The organism is Brevibacterium daeguense (genome assembly GCF_021729135.1).
Lineage (GTDB): Bacteria > Actinomycetota > Actinomycetes > Actinomycetales > Brevibacteriaceae > Brevibacterium > Brevibacterium daeguense.
Window position 1 is genome coordinate 1 of record NZ_JAJTWW010000011.1, and the last position, 19,820, is coordinate 19,820.

Below are 19,820 nucleotides of genomic sequence, written 5' to 3' on the forward strand. Positions count from 1 at the left end.
GGTGATGGCCGACGGCAAGAAGCACACCGTGAATGCCGCTGCGGCGACCGTGGCGGACGCGTTGGCGGAGGCCGGGGTCGAGCTCGACGGCGACGACATCGTGTCGACGCCGATGACGGCCCCGGTATCCCACGGCCAGGTCGTCGATGTCCTGCGCGTGAAGAACGAGACGAAGACGGTCGAGGAGAAGATCGAGAAGAAGGTCACGGTCAAGGAGACCGCCTCGCTCGACCGCGGCAAGACCAAGGTCGAGAAGCAGGGCCGGGACGGCAAGCGCGAGGTCGTGTACGACATCCGCGTGGTCGACGGCGACGAGGTCAAGAAGGTCAAGAAGTCGGAGAAGACCGTCGAGGAGCCGGTCGAGGAGGTCGTCCTCAAGGGCACCCGCGCCGAGGCGCCCTCGCGTTCCGATGACCGCTCCGGATCAGCCGGCGCCGGGTCAAGCGACTCCGGCGGCACCATGAGCAAGCAGGAGATCATCGACATGCTCGGCGGTCCCGGCACCCGCTGGTACAAGATCGTCAAGTGCGAGTCCGAGTTCAATCCCAAGGCCGTGAACCAGCAGAACCGCGCCCACTTCGGCCTGTTCCAGTTCAAGCTGGCGACATGGCAGTCGGTGGGCGGCTCCGGCAACCCGGTCGATGCCAGCCCGCAGGAGCAGTTCAAGCGCGCCAAGATCCTGCAGGAGCGCGCAGGCTGGAGCCAGTGGGCCTGCGCCTGATCGGGTGAGCTGACTCAGGCGATTCGGAGGCGGGCGGCAGATGATCTGCCGCCCGCTTTCGCATCCCTGGAAGCGCACCTGCTGCTTGCTTCGCCGTTGATCAGCAGAGCACGTGCGCGCGCCTCCGCGCCCCGGGCGCACTGCTTGCCCACGTGATCATATGGGAGGCGGCACCACGCTGAACAGGTCGCCGGGCTGGCAGTCGAGCGCCTGGCACAGCGCGATCAGCGTGGAGTACCGGACCGCACGTGCTCGGTTGTTCTTCAGCGATGACAGGTTCGCCAAAGTGATGCCGACTGCGTGCGAGAGCTCTGTCAGCGTCATTCCCCTGTCGACCAGCAGCGCGTCGAGGTGACAGATGACCTGCGCAGAATCGACGTCGACCTGCATCAGACCAGGCCGTCCAGTTCCTGCTCCGCCCGGCGGCCTCGATGGAGGGTCTGCCGGAGCAGCTCCAGGCCACACAGAATCCCAAGCCCGGTGAAGACCATCTGCGGGGTGACTCCGTTGGTGACGGAAAGATCCGCCAGCGCGAGATCGCGCAGGACCAGATTGGTGCCGAGGACCTTGAAGATCATGACGCCGAGCAGCGTGGCGACCAAAGTGATCAGCAGACGCCTCAGCGCGGTGAACGCCGGCTGAGCGAACGGCTCTCCGGCCGCAATGCAGCGAACGACCCCGGTCATGAACAGCCCGGCCAGTCCCAGCCCGGCGATCCAGACGATCAGGGACGCCAGCAGGAAAGCGACCGTCACCGGCGCCAGCTCGGACAGCGCCACCTCAGTCGTGAATAGCCCGGTGATCGGAAGCGTCTCCACACCGGCGAACTGTGCCTCGACGCCGTCCCTGAGATCGGCGTCGAAGGAGACGCTGACCCGCTGACTGACGAAGATGCGAATAACCTCCGCGACCGAGTTCAGAACGAGGAAGCCCACCGGAAGGATGGCCCACACCATCAGACTCGAGGTGTTCGATCTGCTGGTCTGCCGGGTGGTGGTTCGAGATCGAGGGGACTTCATGACCGCTCCTTATCGAATGTCGATATATCGATAATCAATATATCGATTGTCAATAAGGAGGTCAATGCCTGACCGATGGTGCCCGCAGCGGAGGACAGTGACTGCTGCGGAGGTGAAGGGCTCGACGGGAGGTCAAGTTCTGAGAAGGAGGAGGATCCCTGAGAAGGAGGAGGAGGAGTGCGCGGGCAGATCGTGTCTTTCGCACGGCTGGATCAGTCGGTAAAGTTGTGATATGGAGCACGCAAGCGGGGCTGCGGCCCAGGACAGAGTAGTCGTCGGGATCGACGGATCCGACCACAGCCGGCGTGCCTTCGACGTCGCGCTGTCGGTCGCCAAGCGTCAGCACTGGGCGGTCGCCGCGGTGGCAGCATTCGCTGCTCCATTCGTCGCTGACGAAGCCTACGGATGGGTGTCCGAGCGTTACCGGGAACAGGCGGCGGAATCAGCGCAGGAATTCCTGGAGACGCTCGTCGCCCAGGCGGAGCAGGCCGGTGTCCCGGTCACCACCCGGACGATCGAAGGGGACGCCGGGGGAGTGCTCGCAGCCGAGAGTCGAAGCGCTCGCCTCGTGGTCGTCGGCAAGCGCGGGCGCGGACGGTTTGCGGGCCGGCTGCTCGGCAGCGTCTCCGGTCGCCTGGCAGCTCACGCACATTGCCCCACACTGGTCGTGCCCGCGAAATGGGAGTCCGAGGAGTCGGGAGGCCTCTTCGCCCCGCAGCAGGAGCGGCCGGAGGAGAAGGAAGCGGACACGGCCCCGGGTGAGCTGGTCGCGGAGTCGGACGCCTCGGGCTCCGACCGCCGATCGTTCGAGAACGTCAAAGACGAGTTCAACTTCGACGGCGAGGTCGTCGCCGCGATCGACGTCGGCCATGCCTCCTCGACCGTCGCGGAGCATGCCGCCGAGGCCGCTCACCTCTACGGCCGGAATCTGACTCTGGTCTCCGCCGTGCCGCTCGGGGTCGCCGCCGACAGCTGGTACACCAACCCGGCGAGGGCCAACCTCGTCGACTCCGGTCGCGTGAGCGCCGCCTACTCCGAGCACATGGAGCAGATCGCAGCGGAAGTCGCCCAGAAGCACCCCGAGGTGTCGACCCGCTGGCAGCTGTTCGACGGCTCCGCCGCCGGCATCCTCTCCGAGGCGACCCGCACCGCGGCCCTGGTGGTGATCGGCACCCGTGGCCGAGGCGGCTTCACCGGCCTTCTGCTCGGCTCGGTCAGTCAATCCGTGCTCAGCCGTTCCGTGTGCCCCGTCCTCGTGATCCCGACCAAGAAGCGCCGTTCCGGGCGCGGCGGCGCCGAGCAGTCCGAGATCCCGACAGGGGTGGGTGAACTCTAGCCGTCTGCCGTTGAGCAGCCGGGGTCGGTGAACTCCAGCCCCTTCCGCCGGCCTATCCGCAGGCACCTGGTCGGCACTACTGTGAGCGGGTGGACGAAAAGCAGCAGCGAGAGCGATTGGGCAGCTCCGACTTCGACATCGAGGACGAACTGCTCCAGGAGGCGGCGACCACCGTCATCGAGGGTTCCGAGCGCCTCAACCGGACGTGGACCGAGCTCATCGTCACGGGGCTGTTCGGCGGCATCGACGTCGGCCTCGGCATCCTCGCGATGATCCTGGTCAAGCAGGCGACCGACTCCGACATCCTGGCGGGCATGGCCTTCGGGGTGGGACTGCTGGCACTCAAGCTGGCGCACTCGGAGCTCTTCACCGAGGAGTTCCTGCTGCCCATCAACGCCGTGATCGCCGGTCAGGGCACTTGGCTGCAGATCCTCCGGCTGTGGTCCGTGAGCCTCGTGACCAACCTGCTCGGCGGCCTCGTCTTCGTCTGGATCATGGTCCTCGGCCTTCCCGACTACCACCGGACGATCATCGAATCGGCGGCGAGCTATCTCGATCACTCCTCGATCATCGTGATGATCGCGCTGGCGATGCTCGCGGGGGCCACGATCACGCTGTCCACCCGGATGCAGCAGGGCACGCAGAACGACGTCGTCGCGGCTCTGACGTGCATGATCTCCGGTCTGCTGGTCATCGGGCTCGGCATGCTCCACGGAGCGCTCAACGCGATGGTGATCTTCGCGGCGATGCTGGCCGGTGCCGACATCTCGGTCCTCGACTTCCTGGGGTGGTTCGCCCTCGTCATCCCGTTCAACATGCTCGGCGGGCTGTGCATCATCACCCTGCCGCGAGTCATCAGGACGCACCGCGTCCTCAAGGCCGTGCGCACCGGTGAGCTGTCCCTCGAGAAGCTGGAGCACCAGGCGATGGGCTGAACCGACGCAGCCGGGCCCACTCCGGCAGTGGCGGTCCCACTCCGGCGCGGCCGTGCTTGAATGGGCGCATGAGCGATGAACTCTACGAACACGAGTCCACCATTCGGATCTCCCGCGAGCAGGCCGCGGCGAAGCTGCGCGAGCTCGCCGACTCGCTCGAGCGGCAGAACAGCGTCCGGGTCGCCGACGGCGACCGCGACATCGACGTCAAAGTCGCCGATGTCGTCGAGTACGAATTCGAGGTCGAGGTCGAAGAGGACAAGCACGAGATCGAGATCACCATCAGCTGGTGAACGCCGAACCCGGGAGGAACGCCCTGCCGAATTGGCGGTCTGCGCTCCTCCCGGGCCGGTGACTCCACGCTGTGCGCTCAGCCGATCGCGCGGCTGAGGTCCTTCCAGAAGGGCGCCCGCAGCACCTTCTTGTCGATCTTGCCGAACGGCGTCTGCGGGAGCTCGGTGACGAACTCGACGGTCTTCGGCCGCGCATAGTTCGCGAGCCTGCCCCTGCTGAAGTCGATGAGCTCCGCGTCCGTGAGGGAGCCGGCAGGCGCCTCGGCGGTGGCATCCCGGCACACGACGAAGGCGTGGACCGCTTCGCCCCAGTCCTCGTGCGGAATGCCGATCACGGCAGCCTGGGCGACCTGCGGGTGCGCGGTCAGCGCGTCCTCGACCTCCCGGGAGTAGACGTTGAAACCGCCGGAGATGATCATGTCGTTGCGGCGGTCCTTGAGGTAGACGTAGCCCTTGTCGTCCATCGTGCCCATGTCGCCCGTGCGGACCCACCCGTCCCAGAACTTCTCCGCGGTCGCCTCGGGGTTGCCCACGTATTCCGTGAGGGCGAAGGGTGTCTTGACCGTGATCTCGCCGAGCTCTCCCGGCGGCAGCGCGTTGCCCTCGTCGTCGGTGACCATGACCTCGGTGAACAGCGATGCGTTGCCGCAGGAGGTCAGCAGCTCGGGGCGGGCAAGGTCGTGGTCGAGCTTGGACAGGCGAGTGCAGAACTGCGGTGCCTCGGTCTGGCCGAAGAGCTGGAGGAACACCTGGCCGAAGACGCGCAGCCCGTGCTCGAGGCGGGTCGGCGACATGGGGGCCGCGCCGTAGACGACGGTGCGGAGTCTGAGATCGGGCAGGGTGTCGAGCTCGTCGATGGCGTCGAGGACCCGGTAGATCATCGTCGGCACCATGAAGGTCCAGGTGATGTCGTCGCCCACGAGCAGGTCGACGGTGCGCTGGGCGTCGAAGGAGCTGAGGATCCGGATGTTGGCCCCGCGGCCGATGCCGGCGATCGCGAACGCGCCTGCCGAGTGGGCCAGCGGCGACATCAGGAGCATGCGCTCGCCGACGCCGATCTCCGCCTCGATCATCTGGATGTAGAGCGCCGCGGCGACCGAACGGGCCGTGTGGGAAACGGCCTTCGGCTTGCCGGTCGTGCCGCCGGTGAAGTTGAGGTTCGCGCGGGCATCCGGATTGCCGCGATAGCCGGAGGAGCGGGGCTCCACCTCGGGCCCGGGCGGTGCGACGTGGGGGACCGATCCCGGGATGCGGCGGCCTGCGGGGTCGGAGAGCTGCACGATGATCGGCGCCTGCTCCGGGTCGAGGTGGGGCAGCAACGCGGATCCGAGCTCGTAGTCGGTCACCAGGACCTTGGCCTGGGCGAAGGCGAGCTGATAGGCGACGGTGTCCAGTGCCGACATGTAGTTGGCCGGGGTCTTGACGGCGCCCATTCGTGCGATCGCGGAGTCGACCACCACCCACTCCGAGCGGTTGCCGGCGAAGATGCCCACGACATCGCCCTCTGCGACGCCGAGCTCGCGCAGCTGGTCCATCGTCGCGTCGGACCAGGTCCATACCTCGCGGTAGGTGAATTCGCGATCGTCCTCGCGCAGGGCGGTGAGCGCGCTGTGGACGCGGAAGGAGTGCTCGTAGATCTCGGCAGGGGTGGCGAACATACTCGGACTCTCCAAACGTCGTTGTTCAGTGAAGTGACGCACCCGGTCACGCCCACTCGGGTATCCGGCCGCGTCGCGTTCGGCGAGGACCGGCAACCCAGAGGTCGAAAACGAGTGATCGATCAGTTGAGTTTAAAGGACGGCCGAGTGCGGCGTCCACTCTTTGTCGGCATCGGGGGTGCTCGGTGGGTTCGGGGGTGCTCGGGTTCGGCTTGCTTCTCGGGACGCCGGCGGCTTCTGGTGGTCAGAAAAGTGCGCGGCCCGGATTCCAGAGGTCACAGACGTGCGAGGATCTTCGGATTGCTCGAACTCCTTCGACCATCGGATTCGGCGGGCCGGACTTCTCTGACCTTTAGATCCGCTCGTGTGGGAGTGAGGGTGCTTCCGGCCGCCCAATGACTCACGGTTTGGCACTCGAGTTGACCGAGTGCCAGCCCCGGTTCTAGAGTCGATTTAGCACCCAGATACTTTGAGTGCTAATACTCAGCACGACGGATCCGGCCACTCGGCACCCGCGACGACGAGCGGCCCCGGACGCCCACCGCGTCCTCCGTCGACGTCATCGACAAGACCAAGAAGAAGGAGAGTGTCCGAATATGTCGGTCTCCATCAAGCCGCTCGAAGATCGGCTCGTCATCCGCCAGGTTGAGGCAGAGCAGACCACCGCTTCGGGACTGGTCATCCCCGACACCGCCAAGGAGAAGCCCCAGGAGGGTGAAGTCGTCGCCGTGGGACCGGGTCGCGTGGCCGACAACGGCAACCGCGTGCCGCTCGACGTGCAGGTCGGCGACCGCGTCATCTACTCGAAGTACGGCGGAACCGAGGTCAAGTACGAGGGTGAGGAATTCCTCGTCCTGTCCTCCCGCGACGTGCTCGCCGTCATCGGCTGACATCCTTCCGCTTTCGAATTCCATACCGCAATTCTTAGGAAGTGACGTATGCCCAAGACTCTTCAGTTCGATGACGTCGCCCGCAAGGCGCTCGAGCGTGGCGTGAATGTCCTCGCGGACACCGTCAAGGTCACCCTCGGCCCGCGCGGCCGCAATGTCGTGCTCGACAAGCAGTGGGGCGCGCCCACCATCACCAACGATGGTGTGACGATCGCCCGTGAGATCGAGCTCAACGACCCCTACGAGAACCTTGGCGCGCAGCTGGCCAAGGAAGTCGCCACCAAGACGAACGACGTCGCAGGCGACGGCACCACCACTGCAACCGTGCTGGCCCAGGCACTGGTCCGCGAAGGCCTGCGCAACGTGACCGCAGGTGCGGCTCCCAGTCAGCTCAAGCTCGGAATCGAGAAGGCCGTCGAGGTCGTCGAGGCGGAGCTCAAGAAGATCGCCCGCGAGATCGACGACTCTCGCGAGATCGCCTTCGTCGCAGCCCTGTCGGCGCAGTCGCAGGAGATCGGCGAACTCATCGCCGAGGCCTTCGACAAGGTCGGCAAGGACGGCGTCATCACCATCGATGAGAGCCAGGCGTCCTCGGTCGAGCTCGAATTCACCGAAGGCATGCAGTTCGACAAGGGATTCCTGTCGCCGTACTTCGTGACCGACGCCGACCGCCAGGAAGCCGTCCTCAGCGATCCGTACATCCTCATCAACCAGGGCAAGATCTCCAACATCCAGGAGCTCCTGCCCGTCCTCGAGAAGGTGCAGCAGGCCGGCAAGCCGCTGTTCATCATCGCCGAGGACGTCGAGGGTGAGGCCCTGTCGACCCTGGTCGTCAATAAGATCCGCGGCGTCCTCAACGTCGCCGCGGTCAAGGCACCGGGCTTCGGCGACCGCCGCAAGGCGATCCTCGAAGACCTCGCCGTCCTCACCGGCGGTCAGGTCATCACCGCGGACATGGGCATGAAGCTCGACCAGGTGACCCTGGATCAGCTGGGCTCCGCGCGCACCGTGACCATCACCAAGGACGCGACCACCGTCGTCGACGGTGCCGGGTCCGATGAGGATGTTGCCGGTCGCGTGGCGCAGATCCGCGCCGAGGTCGAGAACACCGACTCCGACTGGGACCGTGAGAAGCTGCAGGAGCGCCTGGCCAAGCTGGCCGGCGGTGTCGCAGTCATCAAGGTCGGCGCCGCCACCGAGGTGGAGCTCAAGGAGCGCAAGCACCGCGTCGAGGACGCCGTGTCCGCGACCCGCGCTGCCATCGAGGAAGGCGTCGTCGCCGGCGGCGGCTCCGCTCTGGTGCATGCCGCCAAGGCACTCGACAGCACTGACCTCGGACTGACCGGCGACGCGCTGACCGGTGCCACGATCGTGCGCCGTGCAGTGGCCGAGCCGCTGCGCTGGATCGCCGAGAACGCCGGCCAGGACGGCTACGTCGTGGCCTCCAAGGTGGCCGAGCTCGACGCCGGTCAGGGCTACAACGCCCTGACCGGCGAGTACGGCGACCTCGTGTCCGCCGGCATCATCGACCCGGTGAAGGTGACCCGTTCGGCGCTGCGCAACGCGGCATCGATCGCAGCCCTGGTGCTGACCACCGAAACCCTCGTGGTCGAGAAGCAGGAAGACGAGGACGAGGACTGATCAGCTGCTGATCGCCTCGGCTGTCGGGTGACGGTGAGACCGCCACCCGGTACGGCCCCCGGAGAGACCCACTGGTCTCCCCGGGGGCCGTTCGCGTGCCCGGTCCGTCCGCCGGTGACGGTATTCTCTTCTGAGTGGACCGGGCCTGCTCCCGCCTCGTTGACATGACAAGGCGGGCCGCCGTTAGATCGATCCAGGAGGCGAATATGCGCATCAAGAACTCGACTGTCGTCATCACCGGTGCCGACAGCGGCATCGGACGGGCAACTGCCCTCCGGTTCGCCAAGAAGGGGGCGCGGGTCGTACTGGCCTCCCGGGACGCCGCTGCCTTGGAGACTCTGGCGGCGGACTGCCGCAGGCGAGGCGCCAAAGCGCTGGCCGTGCAGACCGACGTCGCGGACCCCGAGGCGGTCGAAGAGCTGTGCGAGAGCGCGGTCGGCAATTTCGGCCGGATCGACATCTGGGTCAACAATGCCGGCACAGGCGTGTTCGGGCCCTTCCTCGACACCCCGCTCGAAGACATCCAGCGCGTGGTCGACGTCGACCTGATGGGAGTCGTGCACGGTGCCCGGGAGGCGCTCGAGCAGATGCGCGCACAGGGCGAAGGCGTCCTGATCAACGTCGCCTCCATGGCCGGGATCATCCCGCAGCCGTACACCTCGGCGTACTCGATGTCCAAGGCCGCGGTGCGCGCCCTCGGCGTGAGCCTGCGCTCGGAGCTGAGGCTGGCACGGGTGAAGGACATCCACGTCGTCACGGTGTCCCCGGGAGCGGTCGACACACCGTTCTTCGACCATGTCGCCAACTACACCGGTCAGGACACCAGGCCGATCCCTCCCACCTACAGCCCGGACAAGATCGCTGCGGCGATCGTGAACGTGGCTCGCTCGCCGCAGCGGGAGCTGACGGTGGGACTGATCCCCAAGGCGATGGTGGCGAAGCACAAGCTGTTCCCGCAGGCCGTGGAGCGCCGAATGGCGACCCTGACGCACCGGAAGCACCTCAAAGCCACGCAGCCGGCCCCGCCCACGAAGGGCAACCTCGACCGGGCGGCCGGCGACGACGCAACCGGGCGACGCGGCCGGAAGACCGGAGGCCACGGCGGTCGCACCAAGACGATGGCCCGCCGGCTCCTGGTGATCGGCGGTGCGGCCGGGGTGACGGCGTTCGCAGCATTCCGCTGGAGACAGTAGCCCGGGCGATGTGGATCGGCTGGATCGAACTGGACCTGCGCCTCGGCGAGGTGCGCTCGCTCAAGACCAAGCGCTCGGTGGTGCGCCCGATCATCGCCGAGGTGCGCAAGCGCTTCCAGGTCAGCGTGGCGGAAGTCGACCACCTCGACCTGTACCGGCGAGCCGGGATCGGCGCAGCGGTCGTCGCGCCGGACCGGGCCCATGTCGTCGACATGCTCGACAGCATCGAGCGACTGGTCGCCTACCGCCCCGACGTCGAGCTGCTCTCGGCGCGGCGGCACCTGCGCACCTCCGAAGACGAGTAGCCGACAAGCGGAGTCCGAATCCGCAGCAAGACGACAAGCCTCCTGACCATGGGCCGTAGGATGCCACCATGTCATCCCCGCACCCTGGCAGCAGGCCGAACACTCGTCATGATCGTGCGAAGATCGTCGACTCATGGATCGCCACGATCGACTCCAAGGGATTCCTCCTCATCGAGGCCAGCAAGAAGCGAATCGTGTTCGCACAGGCATTCTCCTGCTTCCTGATGCTGCTCGGGCTCGTCGCCCTGTCCCTCGGGCCCGATCCGGTCGTGGCGCTGGCTTCCGTGGCCTTCATCGTCGGCGGCATCTACCTCGGGATTGTCTGGACGAAGAAGCACAGCGGCACCGACGAGCTGGTGTTCACGCGGGACGGAGTGAGTACGCCCCAGACCGGGAAGATCCGGTGGGAGTGGATCACCGGAGCCGGCTTCGAGCGCGCGCTCGGAAATCCTGCCGTCCGGGTGCTCGTCATCCGTCTTTCTCGGGAAGGGGTGGACAGAGTGCTGTCCAATTTCGGGCACGTCGGCCCGGGGATGATACTCGGCGGCGCCGTCACGACAATCCGGAAGACTGCTTCCGGCGGCTTCGCGCCCGTGTCGACGGCGTTCCCGAAGCAGCGGCAGCTTGCAGAGCTGATCGACACTCTGCACCGACGGTACGCGGCCGAGGACGCGGACTGACGGGCGCCCCGGCAAGGGACGGTCACGCCGAGGCGGCCACCTGGGAGCGCAGTCGGTGCTTGAGCAGTTTGCCGGACGGATTGCGCGGCAGCTCCTCGGTCACGATCACCTCGCGGGGGAGCTTGTAGCGGGCCAGCTTGTCGCCGAGGTGTTCGCGCAGCTCCTCGACATCGAGCGGGTCCCCGTCGCTCGTGGTGATGAAGGCGACGATCTGCTCGCCCCACTCCGGGTCCGGCCGCCCAACCACTGCGACGTCGGCGACGCGCGGGTGGCTCGAGATGACCTCCTCGACCTCCAGCGAGTACACGTTCTCACCGCCCACGATGATGACGTCCTTGAGGCGGTCGACGATGTAGAGGTAGCCGTCTTCGTCGAGCCGGGCGATGTCGCCGGTCTTGTACCAGTCGCCCTCGAAGGCGGCAGCGGTCGCCTCGGGATTGTCGAGGTATTCGCGCATCCGGCAGTCCCCGGAGAACCAGATCTCGCCGGTCTCGCCGGGGTCGGCGTCGGTGCCGTCGGCCTTGACGATGCGCATCTGGTTGCCCCACATCGCCTCGCGCCCGACCGAACCGGCCTTGCGCAGCTGGTCCTGCGGGCGCAGCATGCAGCCGGTCGGGCCCATCTCGCTCATCCCGAACAGGTTGTAGAACTGCTCGGACTTGTAGGTCCTGATGAGCAGCTGCGCGGTCTGCTGGTCGATCGGAGCGCCGCCGTAGTTCCAGTAGCGGACCGTGGAGAAGTCGTAGTCCTCGAAGTCGAGCCCCAGCTTCCTGGCCGTCATGATCGGGGCGACGTAGGCGATCGTCGGCCCGAAGAAGGCGGTGATCTTCTCCTCGGCGATGATCTTCATCGACTCGACCGGGTGGTACTCGCGCTGCAGCACGACGGTGCCGCCGATGAAGATCATCGGCAGGAGGATGATGTTCAGCGGCGCTGAGTGCCAGATCGGCATGCACAGCAGGAAGCGCTCGTCGGGCCGGTAGCCCATATTGAGGTTGATGAGCGTGGCCACCTGGGCGATGTTCCGATGCGGATGCACGCAGCCCTTGGGCGCGCTCGTCGTGCCCGAGGTGTAGAGGATCTGGGCGACCGCCTCGTCGGTGAAGTCGGCGGGCTCGGCGGGGGCAGCGGCGGCCAGCTGCGCATCGAAGCTGCCGGGCGCATCGGATTCGGTCTCCAGCCAGGTGATGTCCGGGGCCCCGTTGCGCGCGATCGGAGCGAGTTCGGCGCTGACGACCCCGAGCACGGCTTTGGAGTGGCCGATCGTGTACTCGACCTCCGGAGCCTGCATCTTGTGGTTGACCGGGACCACGGTGGCGCCCAGGTACCACGCTCCGAACGCCGCGTAGACGAAGCCGGGGACATTGAAGGTCATGATGCCGATGACGTCGCCGGCCCGGACGCCGTTGTCGGCCAGCACGGTGGCGGCTCTGAGCGAGGTCTCCCGCAGTTGTCCGTAGCTGATGCGCTCGTCGCCGTAGACGAGAGCCTCTTTGCTCGGGTCACGGCGGACGGTGGAGTCGAGCATGGTGGTGAGCTTCATTGCTTCTCCTAGTGATGGATGCCACACTGCTCCGTATTGAACCACGATTCAGAATTTGGGGAAAGCGCTATCGGCGGCGTCCGGAACGGCCGGGAGAATCTGGAATGACCGGGGGCGTCCGGAGCGACCGGGGACGTCCGGAATGACAGGGGGCGTCCGGAATGACCCGGGAGCGTTTGGAACGGCCGGGACGCGGGGGAGGGTACGAGGGTGTATCGGCAGACTGCCAGAACGCGGGCCAACGCGGTTCAGCGCAAGGAGGGGCTCGAGCAGGCGGCACGCCAGGTCGTCGCGCGAGGCGGCTTCACGGCCGCCAGCATCAGTGCGGTGTCCGCGGCGGCCGGCTGCAGCGCCGGGCTCGTGTACTCGTACTTCGACGGGCGCGACGAGCTGCTGGCCGCGGTCTTCGCCCGTGCCTCCGCCCGTGAGCTCGCCATCGTCGAGTCGGCCGCGCAGGAGGCGCCGACGCTCGCGGAACTCGCCGATGCGGTGGTGAGCGTGTTCGTTGAGCGGGCCGTCGCCGGCCGCACGCTGGCGTACGCCCTCCTGTTCGAGCCGGTTCCCGAATCCGTGCAGCGGGAGCGGATCCGGGCGCGGGCGGCGTATGCCGCAGCCATCGCCGAGGGCTTCCGCCGGGTCGGAGCCGAGGTGTCCGGCACCGACAGCGCTGACGCGGGCGGCGCGGACACGGGACGGCTGGGGATCTGCCCGGAGATCGCAGCGCGCGGACTGATGGGTGCCGTGCTCGAGAACCTCTTCATCCTCCTCAGCGGTGACGGGCCCGCACCGTCACCCGACCAGGTCCAGCGCCTCATCTCCGAGATCTCCACCTACTCACGACGCGCATTAGGAGCGGCATGACCTTGCACACCAGCAGCACGACAACTCACACCAGCAGCACGGCACCTCAGCCGGCGATCATCGCGGGCGGCCCCGCCGTGACGCACGAGGTGCGCAACCAGTCGGCGCCTCGGCGCGACGTCGACGAATACGCGCTCGACCGGGCACTCCAGGAGGCGGTGGGCCGGTACGCGCCGGGCGCCTCGGCCGAGGAGCTGCACCGGATCGGCCGGCTCGTGGGCAGCGCGGAGTTCCAGCGCGATGCGCGCCTGGCGAACGTCCACGGGCCCGTCCTCAACACCCACGACCAGTGGGGCAACCGGGTCGACGAGGTGGAGTTCCATCCGGCTTACCACCGCATCATCGCCGACTCGCTGCAGGCGGGCACGCACTCCCTGGCCTGGACTCGGCCCGGACCGGGAGCGAACGCCGAACGTGCGGCGCGCTTCATGCTGTTCTCGCAGGTCGAGCCCGGGCACGCGTGTCCGGTGTCGATGACGCACGCGGTGGTTCCCTCGCTGCAGGCCGACCCGGCGCTCGCGGAGTTCTGGCTGCCCAAGGTCACCGCCGCCGACTACGACCCGCGGCTCGTCGATCCCGCGGAGAAGTCGGCGGTCACCTTCGGGATGGCGATGACGGAGAAGCAGGGCGGCTCGGACGTCCGGGCGAACACGACGTACGCCGTGCCGCTCGACGGCGCCTCGGCGGGCCTGGCAGAGGCGTCCGGTGCCAGCACATCGGGAAGTGGGGGCGCCTCGGCGGGCGGCCTGCACCTCATCACCGGCCACAAGTGGTTCTGCTCGGCGCCGCAGTCGGACGCCTTCCTGGTGCTCGCGCAGCTGCCCGAGGGCGTGAGCTGCTTCCTGGTGCCCCGGGTGCTGCCCGGCGGGGAGCGCAACCCGTTCCGGATCCAGCGGCTCAAGGACAAGCTCGGCAACCGGTCCAATGCCTCGTCCGAGGTGGAGTTCGCAGGCACCGTCGGCTGGCTGCTGGGGGAGCCGGGCCGGGGAGTGCGCACCATCATCGAGATGGTCTCCCGCACGCGGCTGGACTGCATCCTCGGCTCGACGGCCGGGATGCGCCAGTCCGTCGCCGAGGCGGCCTGGCACGTCCGGCACCGTGCCGCCTTCGGTGCCACGCTGGTCGACCAGCCGCTGATGCGCTCGGTGATCGCCGACCTGCAGCTCGAAGCCGAGGCCGCCACCTGGACGGCCCTCCACATCGCGGCGGCCCACGACGGCGATGACGACGACGCGGGCGATTTCCGGCGCCTGGCGACGGCGGTGGCGAAGTACTGGATCTGCAAGCGCGGCCCCGAGCACGCCTACGAGGCGCTCGAGTGCCTGGGCGGCAACGGGTACACCGAGGCGTTCCCGCTGGCCCGCCGCTACCGCGAGCAGCCGGTGATGGCCGTGTGGGAGGGGTCGGGCAACGTCATCGTGCTCGACGTGCTGCGCGCCCTCGGGCGCGAGCCGCGCAGCGCCAAGGCGTTCCTCGGCTTCCTGGAGACCGGGCTGGGCCGCTACGCCGACTTCGACCGGGCCTACGAGGCGCTCGCCGCCTCCCTGCAGGAGGCTCTGCAGGCGGTCACCGGCGGCGACCGCCAGGACATGGCGCGACTGCAGGGCGGCGGGCGGGTGCTCGTCGAGCGGATGGCGCTGCTCCTGCAGGCGGCGATCCTCATCGAATCCGCCCCCGCCGAGGTGGCCGCGAGCTTCGTCGCAGCGCGCCTGGGGCCGGAGCGGGGCAGGGAGTACGGCGCGCTGCCGGCCGGGGTCGACATCGACGCGCTGGTCGAGCGGGCGTGAGGCGGCACCCAGCCGCCGCGAATGTCACACAGTGACTTCGTGTGACGGTTTGCGACTGCTGGGGGAACGAGATCGGCGGGAAGGGCGTTAGGTGGGTGGAATCACGGTTGCGCTCAGCGCAGCGTGATCCATTTCAGCACTGCCAGCACGAAGCTCCCGCCCAGCGAAAGGAACTGGCCATGCACGTCGATCTCGCCACTGCGCCGGCCGGCACCACCGGCCGACCCGCCTCCGGATCCGGCACCGCCCCCGAATCGGGCGCCGTCTCCGCCCGTCCGGCGGCTGCCGACGACCTCAAGAACGCGTTCCGCTCCCACCCGGCCGGCGTCAACCTCATCACCGCCGATGACGGCTCCGGCCCGGTCGCGATGACCGTCACCTCGCTGATCTCGGTCAGCGCCGAGCCTCCGCTCATGGCGTTCTCCGCCTCCGCGCTGTCCTCGGCCACGCCGACGCTGCTGCAGGCGGAGACCGTCGTCGTCCACTTCCTGGCACCTGCGCAGATCGAGCTCGCCAAGCTGGGCGCCACCAGCGGAGTCGACCGATTCGCCGACCGCTCGCAGTGGACCCGGCTGGCGGACGGCACCCCGGTGTTCCACGACTGCGACTTCTGGATCCGGACCAAGGTCGTCAACAAGATGACGGCCGGTGGTTCCACCGTGTTCCTCCTGGAGGCCCTCGAATGCGCCGACTGCGAGCGCAGCGCCGAGGCGCCCGCCCTGGTGTACCGCAACCGCACCTGGCATGCCCTGGAGCAGCACAGCTCGATCGGATGAGCCGAGCAGTGAGCGCCCGGCTGACTAGACTGCCCTCATGGCAGATTTCGTCGACCGGCGCTACGCCGCCGTCCAGTCCATGGCCCAGCAGAACCTCATCAGCCCGGATCAGCCCGCGGTCGGAATCGTCGATCTCGAGGCGATCAGGGATCAGATCGAGTCCCTCAACTGGGCCTTCGCCTCGATCCCGGACACCATGCACATGGTCGCCTGCAAGTCGGTCACCCTGGTGCCGCTGCTGCGCTTCCTCGCCGACCAGGGGATGGGGTGCGAGGTCGCCAGTCCGGGCGAGTTCGCGATGGCGGAGGCGGCAGGATTCCCCGCGGATCGGATCGTCCTGGACTCGCCGGCGAAGACGCTCGCCGAGATCCGGCACTGCCTGACCGTCGGCGCTGCGATGAACATCGACTCCTATCAGGAGATGGCCCGGGTCGAGCGGCTGCGCGAGGAGATCGACACCGCCTCGGTGATCGGAGTGCGGGTCAACCCTGTGGTCGGCTCCGGCTCCATCGGGGAGATGAGCACCGCCACCACGACGACCAAGTTCGGCATCCCGCTCATCGATGAGGCCTCCCGCGAGGAGCTCGTCGACGCGATCGCGGCGCGGCCGTGGATCACCCAGCTCCACGTCCACTCCGGCTCCCAGGGAATCCCGCTCGAGCTCGCGGCCGAGGGGATCAGCCGCATCGTCGCGCTCGCCGAATCCGTCAACGAGAAGGTCGGCCGCCAGCAGATCGTGCGGCTGGACATCGGTGGGGGACTGAGCGTGAATTTCACCTCCGACGAGATCACCCCCACCTATCACGACTACGCCGACGTCATCGAGAAGACCGCGCCGGAGCTGTTCAGCGGGAAGTACACCGTGCTCACGGAGTTCGGTCGGTCGCTGCTGGCGAAGGCCGGTTCGATCGCGACGATCATCGAGTACACGAAGAAGGTCGGGCAGCGGGACTTCGCGATCGGCCACGCCGGTGCCCAGACCGCCACCCGCACCGTGTTCATGCCCAAGTCGTGGCCACTGCGCGTCAGCGCCTTCCAGGGCGACGGCACCCCCAGCCGGACCGAGAACCGGATCCAGGACCTCGCCGGGCCGTGCTGCTTCAGCGGCGACATGATCGGCCGCGAATACGTCATTCCCGAGCTCGCACCCGGAGACATCGCGCTCATCCACGACACGGGTGCGTACTACTTCTCCACCCCGTTCGCCTACAACGCGCTGCCGCGCATCCCCGTCTACGCCTACACCGTCGACGACGCGGGCGAGGTCACCTGGACCACGATCCGCCGCCAGCAGACGATCGCGGAGATCCTCGCCGAGGCCGGTGAGGACGTCCGGCTCGAGGTCCCCGCACCCGCCGGGAGCTGAGCTGCGCCGGCGACGCGGAGGAGGAGCGACCCGATGAGGATGGGAGGTGGGCTGTGCCGGTGAGCCCGCTGGCGCCTCGGGAGGGGATCTCGGCGACCCGCCTGCGGGCGCCCGGTGGGCGCCAGACGCACGCCCTCGCCGAGGCGCCCGTGCCGGATTCCGTGGGCGCGTGGCTGCGGGGAGCGTTTCCCGAGGCGACCGACTCCGACCTGCTCGATCTCGTCACCGAGGGGCAGCTGTCGACGAGCGCCGGCGACGGGGTCGACCTCACCGATCCGGTGATCCCCGGTGAGTTCTACTGGTTCCACCGCCCGGTCCCGCCGGAGGAGCGAGTGCCCTTCGAGATCGGCATCGTCCACGAGGACTCCGAGCTGCTGGTGGTCGACAAGCCCCACTTCCTGGCGAGCACGCCGAACGGGAGATTCGTCCGCGAATGCGCGGTCACCCGGCTGCGCGTCGAACGCGATGAGCCGGACCTGGTGGCGATCCACCGGCTGGACCGGGTCACTGCGGGACTGCTCGTGCTCTCCCGCCGGCCGGCGACGCGCGGGATCTACCAGCGGCTGTTCCAGGACCGGCTGATCACCAAGACCTACCGGGCGCTCGCGGAGCTGCCGGCGAAGGGACCCGGGACGGCCGCCTCGGGCCGGGAGTACCCCTTCGAATACGCGAGCCGCCTGGAGAAGACCAAGGGGGAGCGGCAGGTGCGCGAGGTGCCGGGTGCGCCGAATGCCGTGACGTGGATCGATCTCGTGCGGCGGTTCCGGCTGCGGGGCGGGGGTGGCGAGTGGTGGGGCGCGGCCGGCGAGCGCTGTGGTGATTCCGCAGCCCAGCAGCACGGCGGTCCCCGCTCGATCGGCGAATTCGAGCTGCGGCCGCTGACCGGCAAGACGCACCAGCTCCGGGCGCAGCTGAACGCGCTCGGAATGCCGATCCTGGGCGATCCGGTGTATCCGATCGATGTGGCGCCGGACCCGTACGACTTCAGCAGCCCGCTGCAGCTGCTGGCCGCACGGCTGGAGTTCCGCGATCCGCTGACCGGTGAGCTGCGCGAGTTCGAGACCGGTCTGCGGCTCGCGGCGGATGCGGAACGTGCGTGACCGGGTGCCGGCAAGGGCTGGCACCCGGCCGGCACCTCGGCGGGAGTGATGCCGGCGACGTGCCGTGTGGATCGTCACAGCGCGGAAGATCCGGCGCTGTCGTGACGTTGTAGGGGAAGGCCTAGACTTGGCTCATCTGTCGACAGCGCACACGGGGAAGAGGTATTTGATGGCTGCAATGGACGATCACTTCGAGGCCGCCGGAGATCCATTCTCCCTGACCGGGCTCACGTACGACGACGTGCTGCTGCTTCCGGGTGACACGGACGTCATCCCCTCCGAGGCCTCGACTCGAACTCGGCTGACCCGTGAGATCGACCTCAACATCCCTCTCGTCTCCGCCGCGATGGACACTGTCACGGAGTCGCGCATGGCGATCGCGATGGCCCGGATCGGCGGCATCGGAATCCTTCACCGCAACCTGAGCAAAGAGGACCAGGCGGAGCAGGCCGACTACGTCAAGCGCTCCGAGTCGGGCATGATCAACAATCCGCTGACCATCACCCCCGACCGCTCGCTGGCCGAGCTCGACGAGATCTGCGGGCAGTACCGGATCTCCGGGCTGCCGGTTGTGGACGAGAACAAGGTGCTGCTGGGCATCGTCACCAACCGTGATCTGCGGTTCGTGCCGCGGAAGGACTTCGCGACCACGACAGTCGGCGAGACGATGACCAAGATGCCGCTCGTGACCGCCCCTGTCGGCGTGTCCTCGGAGCAGGCGCTCGCGATCCTCGCCGAGCACAAGGTCGAGAAGCTGCCGCTCGTCGATGAGAACAACGTGATCCGCGGCCTCATCACCGTCAAGGACTTCGTCAAGAGCGAGGAGTTCCCGCTCGCCACCAAGGACGACGAAGGCCGCCTGCGCGTCGGTGCCGCCGTGGGCTTCTACGGCGATGCGTTCGAGCGCGCCGGACTGCTGGCCGAGGCCGGGGTCGACGTGCTCGTGGTCGACACCGCCAACGGCCACGCCCGAGGCGTCACGGACATGGTCAAGCACCTCAAGTCGGACCCGAAGTTCAAGGACGTGCAGGTGATCGGCGGCAATGTCGCCACCCGTGAAGGCGCCCAGGCTCTCATCGACGCCGGCGTGGATGCCATCAAGGTGGGCGTGGGCCCGGGCTCGATCTGCACCACCCGTGTGGTCGCCGGCGTCGGGGTCCCGCAGGTGACCGCGATCCACCTCGCCTACCAGGCCGCTCGCGAGGCGGACGTGCCGGTGATCGGTGACGGTGGTCTGCAGTACTCGGGCGACATCGGCAAGGCCCTCGTCGCAGGTGCCGACAGCGTCATGCTCGGCTCCCTGCTGGCAGGTTGCAGCGAGAGCCCCGGTGAGCTCATCTTCGTCAACGGGAAGCAGTACAAGGCCTACCGCGGTATGGGATCGCTCGGCGCGATGGCGCCGCGCAAGGGCAAGTCGTACTCGAAGGACCGGTACTTCCAGGCGGATGTCGCCACCGACACCGATCTCATTCCCGAGGGCGTCGAAGGGCGCGTCGCCTACCGCGGCGAGCTCAAGAACGTCGCCTACCAGCTCACCGGCGGTCTGCGGCAGACGATGTTCTACGTCGGCGCCCGCGACATTCCTCAGCTCAAGGCCAAGGGCCGGTTCGTCCGGCTGACCACGGCAGGGCTCAAGGAGAGCCACCCGCACGACATCCAGATGACTGTGGAGGCCCCGAACTACGGGCTTCGGTGAGCGCGCGGCACGTCGCGGTT

At 67.8% G+C, this 19,820-nt stretch carries 19 protein-coding genes; 15 read left to right on the plus strand and 4 right to left on the minus strand.

Features of this window, described 5'->3' with window-relative positions:
• Positions 1-721: resuscitation-promoting factor (locus LXN01_RS10445; RefSeq protein ID WP_236864845.1), on the plus strand; the 721-nt coding region annotated here is incomplete at its 5' end.
• A 156-nt stretch (positions 722-877) separates the two neighbouring features.
• On the opposite strand, the gene LXN01_RS10450 is transcribed toward LXN01_RS10445, so the two are convergent.
• Entirely contained in the window at positions 878-1,111 is a 234-nt protein-coding gene (locus LXN01_RS10450; protein WP_236864847.1) for a helix-turn-helix domain-containing protein, read from the minus strand.
• The gene (locus tag LXN01_RS10455; RefSeq protein ID WP_236864849.1) at positions 1,111-1,740 is read right to left on the minus strand and encodes a hypothetical protein; all 630 of its coding nucleotides are present in this window, start codon (positions 1,738-1,740) and stop codon (positions 1,111-1,113) included. The genes LXN01_RS10450 and LXN01_RS10455 overlap by 1 nt, the downstream gene beginning before the upstream one ends.
• Before the next feature lie 232 nt (positions 1,741-1,972).
• On the opposite strand from LXN01_RS10455, the gene LXN01_RS10460 reads away from it, so the two are divergent.
• The 3 genes from LXN01_RS10460 to LXN01_RS10470 all read left to right on the plus strand — a co-directional run bounded on the left by LXN01_RS10460 (position 1,973) and on the right by LXN01_RS10470 (position 4,304).
• Entirely contained in the window at positions 1,973-3,076 is a 1,104-nt protein-coding gene (locus LXN01_RS10460) for a universal stress protein (RefSeq protein WP_236864851.1), read from the plus strand.
• A gap of 89 nt (positions 3,077-3,165) precedes the next feature.
• Positions 3,166-4,011 carry a formate/nitrite transporter family protein gene (locus tag LXN01_RS10465; RefSeq protein ID WP_236864853.1) on the plus strand — a complete coding sequence of 282 codons (846 nt, stop codon included), beginning with the start codon at positions 3,166-3,168 and terminating at the stop codon, positions 4,009-4,011.
• Positions 4,012-4,079: 68 nt separating this feature from the next.
• Positions 4,080-4,304: an amphi-Trp domain-containing protein gene (locus tag LXN01_RS10470; protein WP_236864855.1), complete on the plus strand. Its 225-nt coding sequence runs from the start codon at positions 4,080-4,082 to the stop codon at positions 4,302-4,304.
• Positions 4,305-4,381: 77 nt separating this feature from the next.
• Here LXN01_RS10470 and LXN01_RS10475 read toward each other — a convergent pair whose 3' ends face one another.
• Positions 4,382-5,962 carry an AMP-binding protein gene (locus LXN01_RS10475; protein WP_236864857.1) on the minus strand — a complete coding sequence of 527 codons (1,581 nt, stop codon included), beginning with the start codon at positions 5,960-5,962 and terminating at the stop codon, positions 4,382-4,384.
• A 596-nt stretch (positions 5,963-6,558) separates the two neighbouring features.
• Between LXN01_RS10475 and groES the strand changes: the two genes are divergently transcribed.
• From groES to LXN01_RS10500, 5 genes are all read left to right on the plus strand, one after another.
• Positions 6,559-6,852 carry a co-chaperone GroES gene (groES, locus tag LXN01_RS10480; RefSeq protein WP_236864859.1) on the plus strand — a complete coding sequence of 98 codons (294 nt, stop codon included), beginning with the start codon at positions 6,559-6,561 and terminating at the stop codon, positions 6,850-6,852.
• 48 nt (positions 6,853-6,900) lie between these two features.
• Entirely contained in the window at positions 6,901-8,493 is a 1,593-nt protein-coding gene (gene groL, locus LXN01_RS10485) for a chaperonin GroEL (protein ID WP_236864861.1), read from the plus strand.
• Positions 8,494-8,699: 206 nt separating this feature from the next.
• Positions 8,700-9,686 (plus strand): SDR family oxidoreductase, encoded by a 987-nt coding sequence (locus tag LXN01_RS10490; RefSeq protein ID WP_236864863.1) that lies wholly within the window; start codon positions 8,700-8,702, stop codon positions 9,684-9,686.
• Between the two features lie 8 nt (positions 9,687-9,694).
• Positions 9,695-9,991, plus strand: a complete 297-nt coding sequence (locus LXN01_RS10495; RefSeq protein WP_236864865.1) for a DUF503 domain-containing protein — start codon at positions 9,695-9,697, stop codon at positions 9,989-9,991.
• Positions 9,992-10,059: 68 nt separating this feature from the next.
• Positions 10,060-10,671: a hypothetical protein gene (locus LXN01_RS10500; protein ID WP_236864867.1), complete on the plus strand. Its 612-nt coding sequence runs from the start codon at positions 10,060-10,062 to the stop codon at positions 10,669-10,671.
• A gap of 22 nt (positions 10,672-10,693) precedes the next feature.
• Here LXN01_RS10500 and LXN01_RS10505 read toward each other — a convergent pair whose 3' ends face one another.
• The gene (locus LXN01_RS10505; protein ID WP_236864869.1) at positions 10,694-12,214 is read right to left on the minus strand and encodes a class I adenylate-forming enzyme family protein; all 1,521 of its coding nucleotides are present in this window, start codon (positions 12,212-12,214) and stop codon (positions 10,694-10,696) included.
• Between the two features lie 210 nt (positions 12,215-12,424).
• Here LXN01_RS10505 and LXN01_RS10510 point away from each other — a divergent pair, with 210 nt between their 5' ends.
• The 6 genes from LXN01_RS10510 to guaB all read left to right on the plus strand — a co-directional run bounded on the left by LXN01_RS10510 (position 12,425) and on the right by guaB (position 19,800).
• A complete protein-coding gene (locus LXN01_RS10510) occupies positions 12,425-13,075 on the plus strand; it encodes a TetR family transcriptional regulator (protein ID WP_236864872.1) in 651 nt (216 codons plus the stop codon).
• A complete protein-coding gene (locus LXN01_RS10515; RefSeq protein WP_236864874.1) occupies positions 13,072-14,862 on the plus strand; it encodes an acyl-CoA dehydrogenase family protein in 1,791 nt (596 codons plus the stop codon). The genes LXN01_RS10510 and LXN01_RS10515 overlap by 4 nt, the downstream gene beginning before the upstream one ends.
• A 179-nt stretch (positions 14,863-15,041) precedes the next feature.
• Entirely contained in the window at positions 15,042-15,638 is a 597-nt protein-coding gene (locus LXN01_RS10520; protein WP_236864876.1) for a flavin reductase family protein, read from the plus strand.
• A 37-nt stretch (positions 15,639-15,675) separates the two neighbouring features.
• The gene (locus LXN01_RS10525) at positions 15,676-17,004 is read left to right on the plus strand and encodes a type III PLP-dependent enzyme domain-containing protein (RefSeq protein ID WP_236864878.1); all 1,329 of its coding nucleotides are present in this window, start codon (positions 15,676-15,678) and stop codon (positions 17,002-17,004) included.
• Between the two features lie 59 nt (positions 17,005-17,063).
• Positions 17,064-18,104 carry a pseudouridine synthase gene (locus LXN01_RS10530; RefSeq protein ID WP_236864880.1) on the plus strand — a complete coding sequence of 347 codons (1,041 nt, stop codon included), beginning with the start codon at positions 17,064-17,066 and terminating at the stop codon, positions 18,102-18,104.
• A 178-nt stretch (positions 18,105-18,282) separates the two neighbouring features.
• On the plus strand, positions 18,283-19,800 hold the full coding sequence (guaB, locus tag LXN01_RS10535; RefSeq protein ID WP_425547649.1) for an IMP dehydrogenase: 1,518 nt from the start codon (positions 18,283-18,285) through the stop codon (positions 19,798-19,800).
• Positions 19,801-19,820 lie beyond the last annotated feature (20 nt).

Bases quoted from the DNA above. Each gene is read 5' to 3' on its own strand.
- LXN01_RS10450 (WP_236864847.1), bottom strand. From the start codon at position 1,111: ATGCAGGTCGACGTCGATTCTGCGCAGGTCATCTGTCACCTCGACGCG.
- LXN01_RS10455 (WP_236864849.1), bottom strand. From the start codon at position 1,740: ATGAAGTCCCCTCGATCTCGAACCACCACCCGGCAGACCAGCAGATCG.
- LXN01_RS10460 (WP_236864851.1), top strand. From the start codon at position 1,973: ATGGAGCACGCAAGCGGGGCTGCGGCCCAGGACAGAGTAGTCGTCGGG.
- LXN01_RS10470 (WP_236864855.1), top strand. From the start codon at position 4,080: ATGAGCGATGAACTCTACGAACACGAGTCCACCATTCGGATCTCCCGC.
- LXN01_RS10475 (WP_236864857.1), bottom strand. From the start codon at position 5,962: ATGTTCGCCACCCCTGCCGAGATCTACGAGCACTCCTTCCGCGTCCAC.
- groES (WP_236864859.1), top strand. From the start codon at position 6,559: ATGTCGGTCTCCATCAAGCCGCTCGAAGATCGGCTCGTCATCCGCCAG.
- groL (WP_236864861.1), top strand. From the start codon at position 6,901: ATGCCCAAGACTCTTCAGTTCGATGACGTCGCCCGCAAGGCGCTCGAG.
- LXN01_RS10490 (WP_236864863.1), top strand. From the start codon at position 8,700: ATGCGCATCAAGAACTCGACTGTCGTCATCACCGGTGCCGACAGCGGC.
- LXN01_RS10495 (WP_236864865.1), top strand. From the start codon at position 9,695: ATGTGGATCGGCTGGATCGAACTGGACCTGCGCCTCGGCGAGGTGCGC.
- LXN01_RS10500 (WP_236864867.1), top strand. From the start codon at position 10,060: ATGTCATCCCCGCACCCTGGCAGCAGGCCGAACACTCGTCATGATCGT.
- LXN01_RS10505 (WP_236864869.1), bottom strand. From the start codon at position 12,214: ATGAAGCTCACCACCATGCTCGACTCCACCGTCCGCCGTGACCCGAGC.
- LXN01_RS10515 (WP_236864874.1), top strand. From the start codon at position 13,072: ATGACCTTGCACACCAGCAGCACGACAACTCACACCAGCAGCACGGCA.
- LXN01_RS10520 (WP_236864876.1), top strand. From the start codon at position 15,042: ATGCACGTCGATCTCGCCACTGCGCCGGCCGGCACCACCGGCCGACCC.
- LXN01_RS10525 (WP_236864878.1), top strand. From the start codon at position 15,676: ATGGCAGATTTCGTCGACCGGCGCTACGCCGCCGTCCAGTCCATGGCC.
- guaB (WP_425547649.1), top strand. From the start codon at position 18,283: ATGGACGATCACTTCGAGGCCGCCGGAGATCCATTCTCCCTGACCGGG.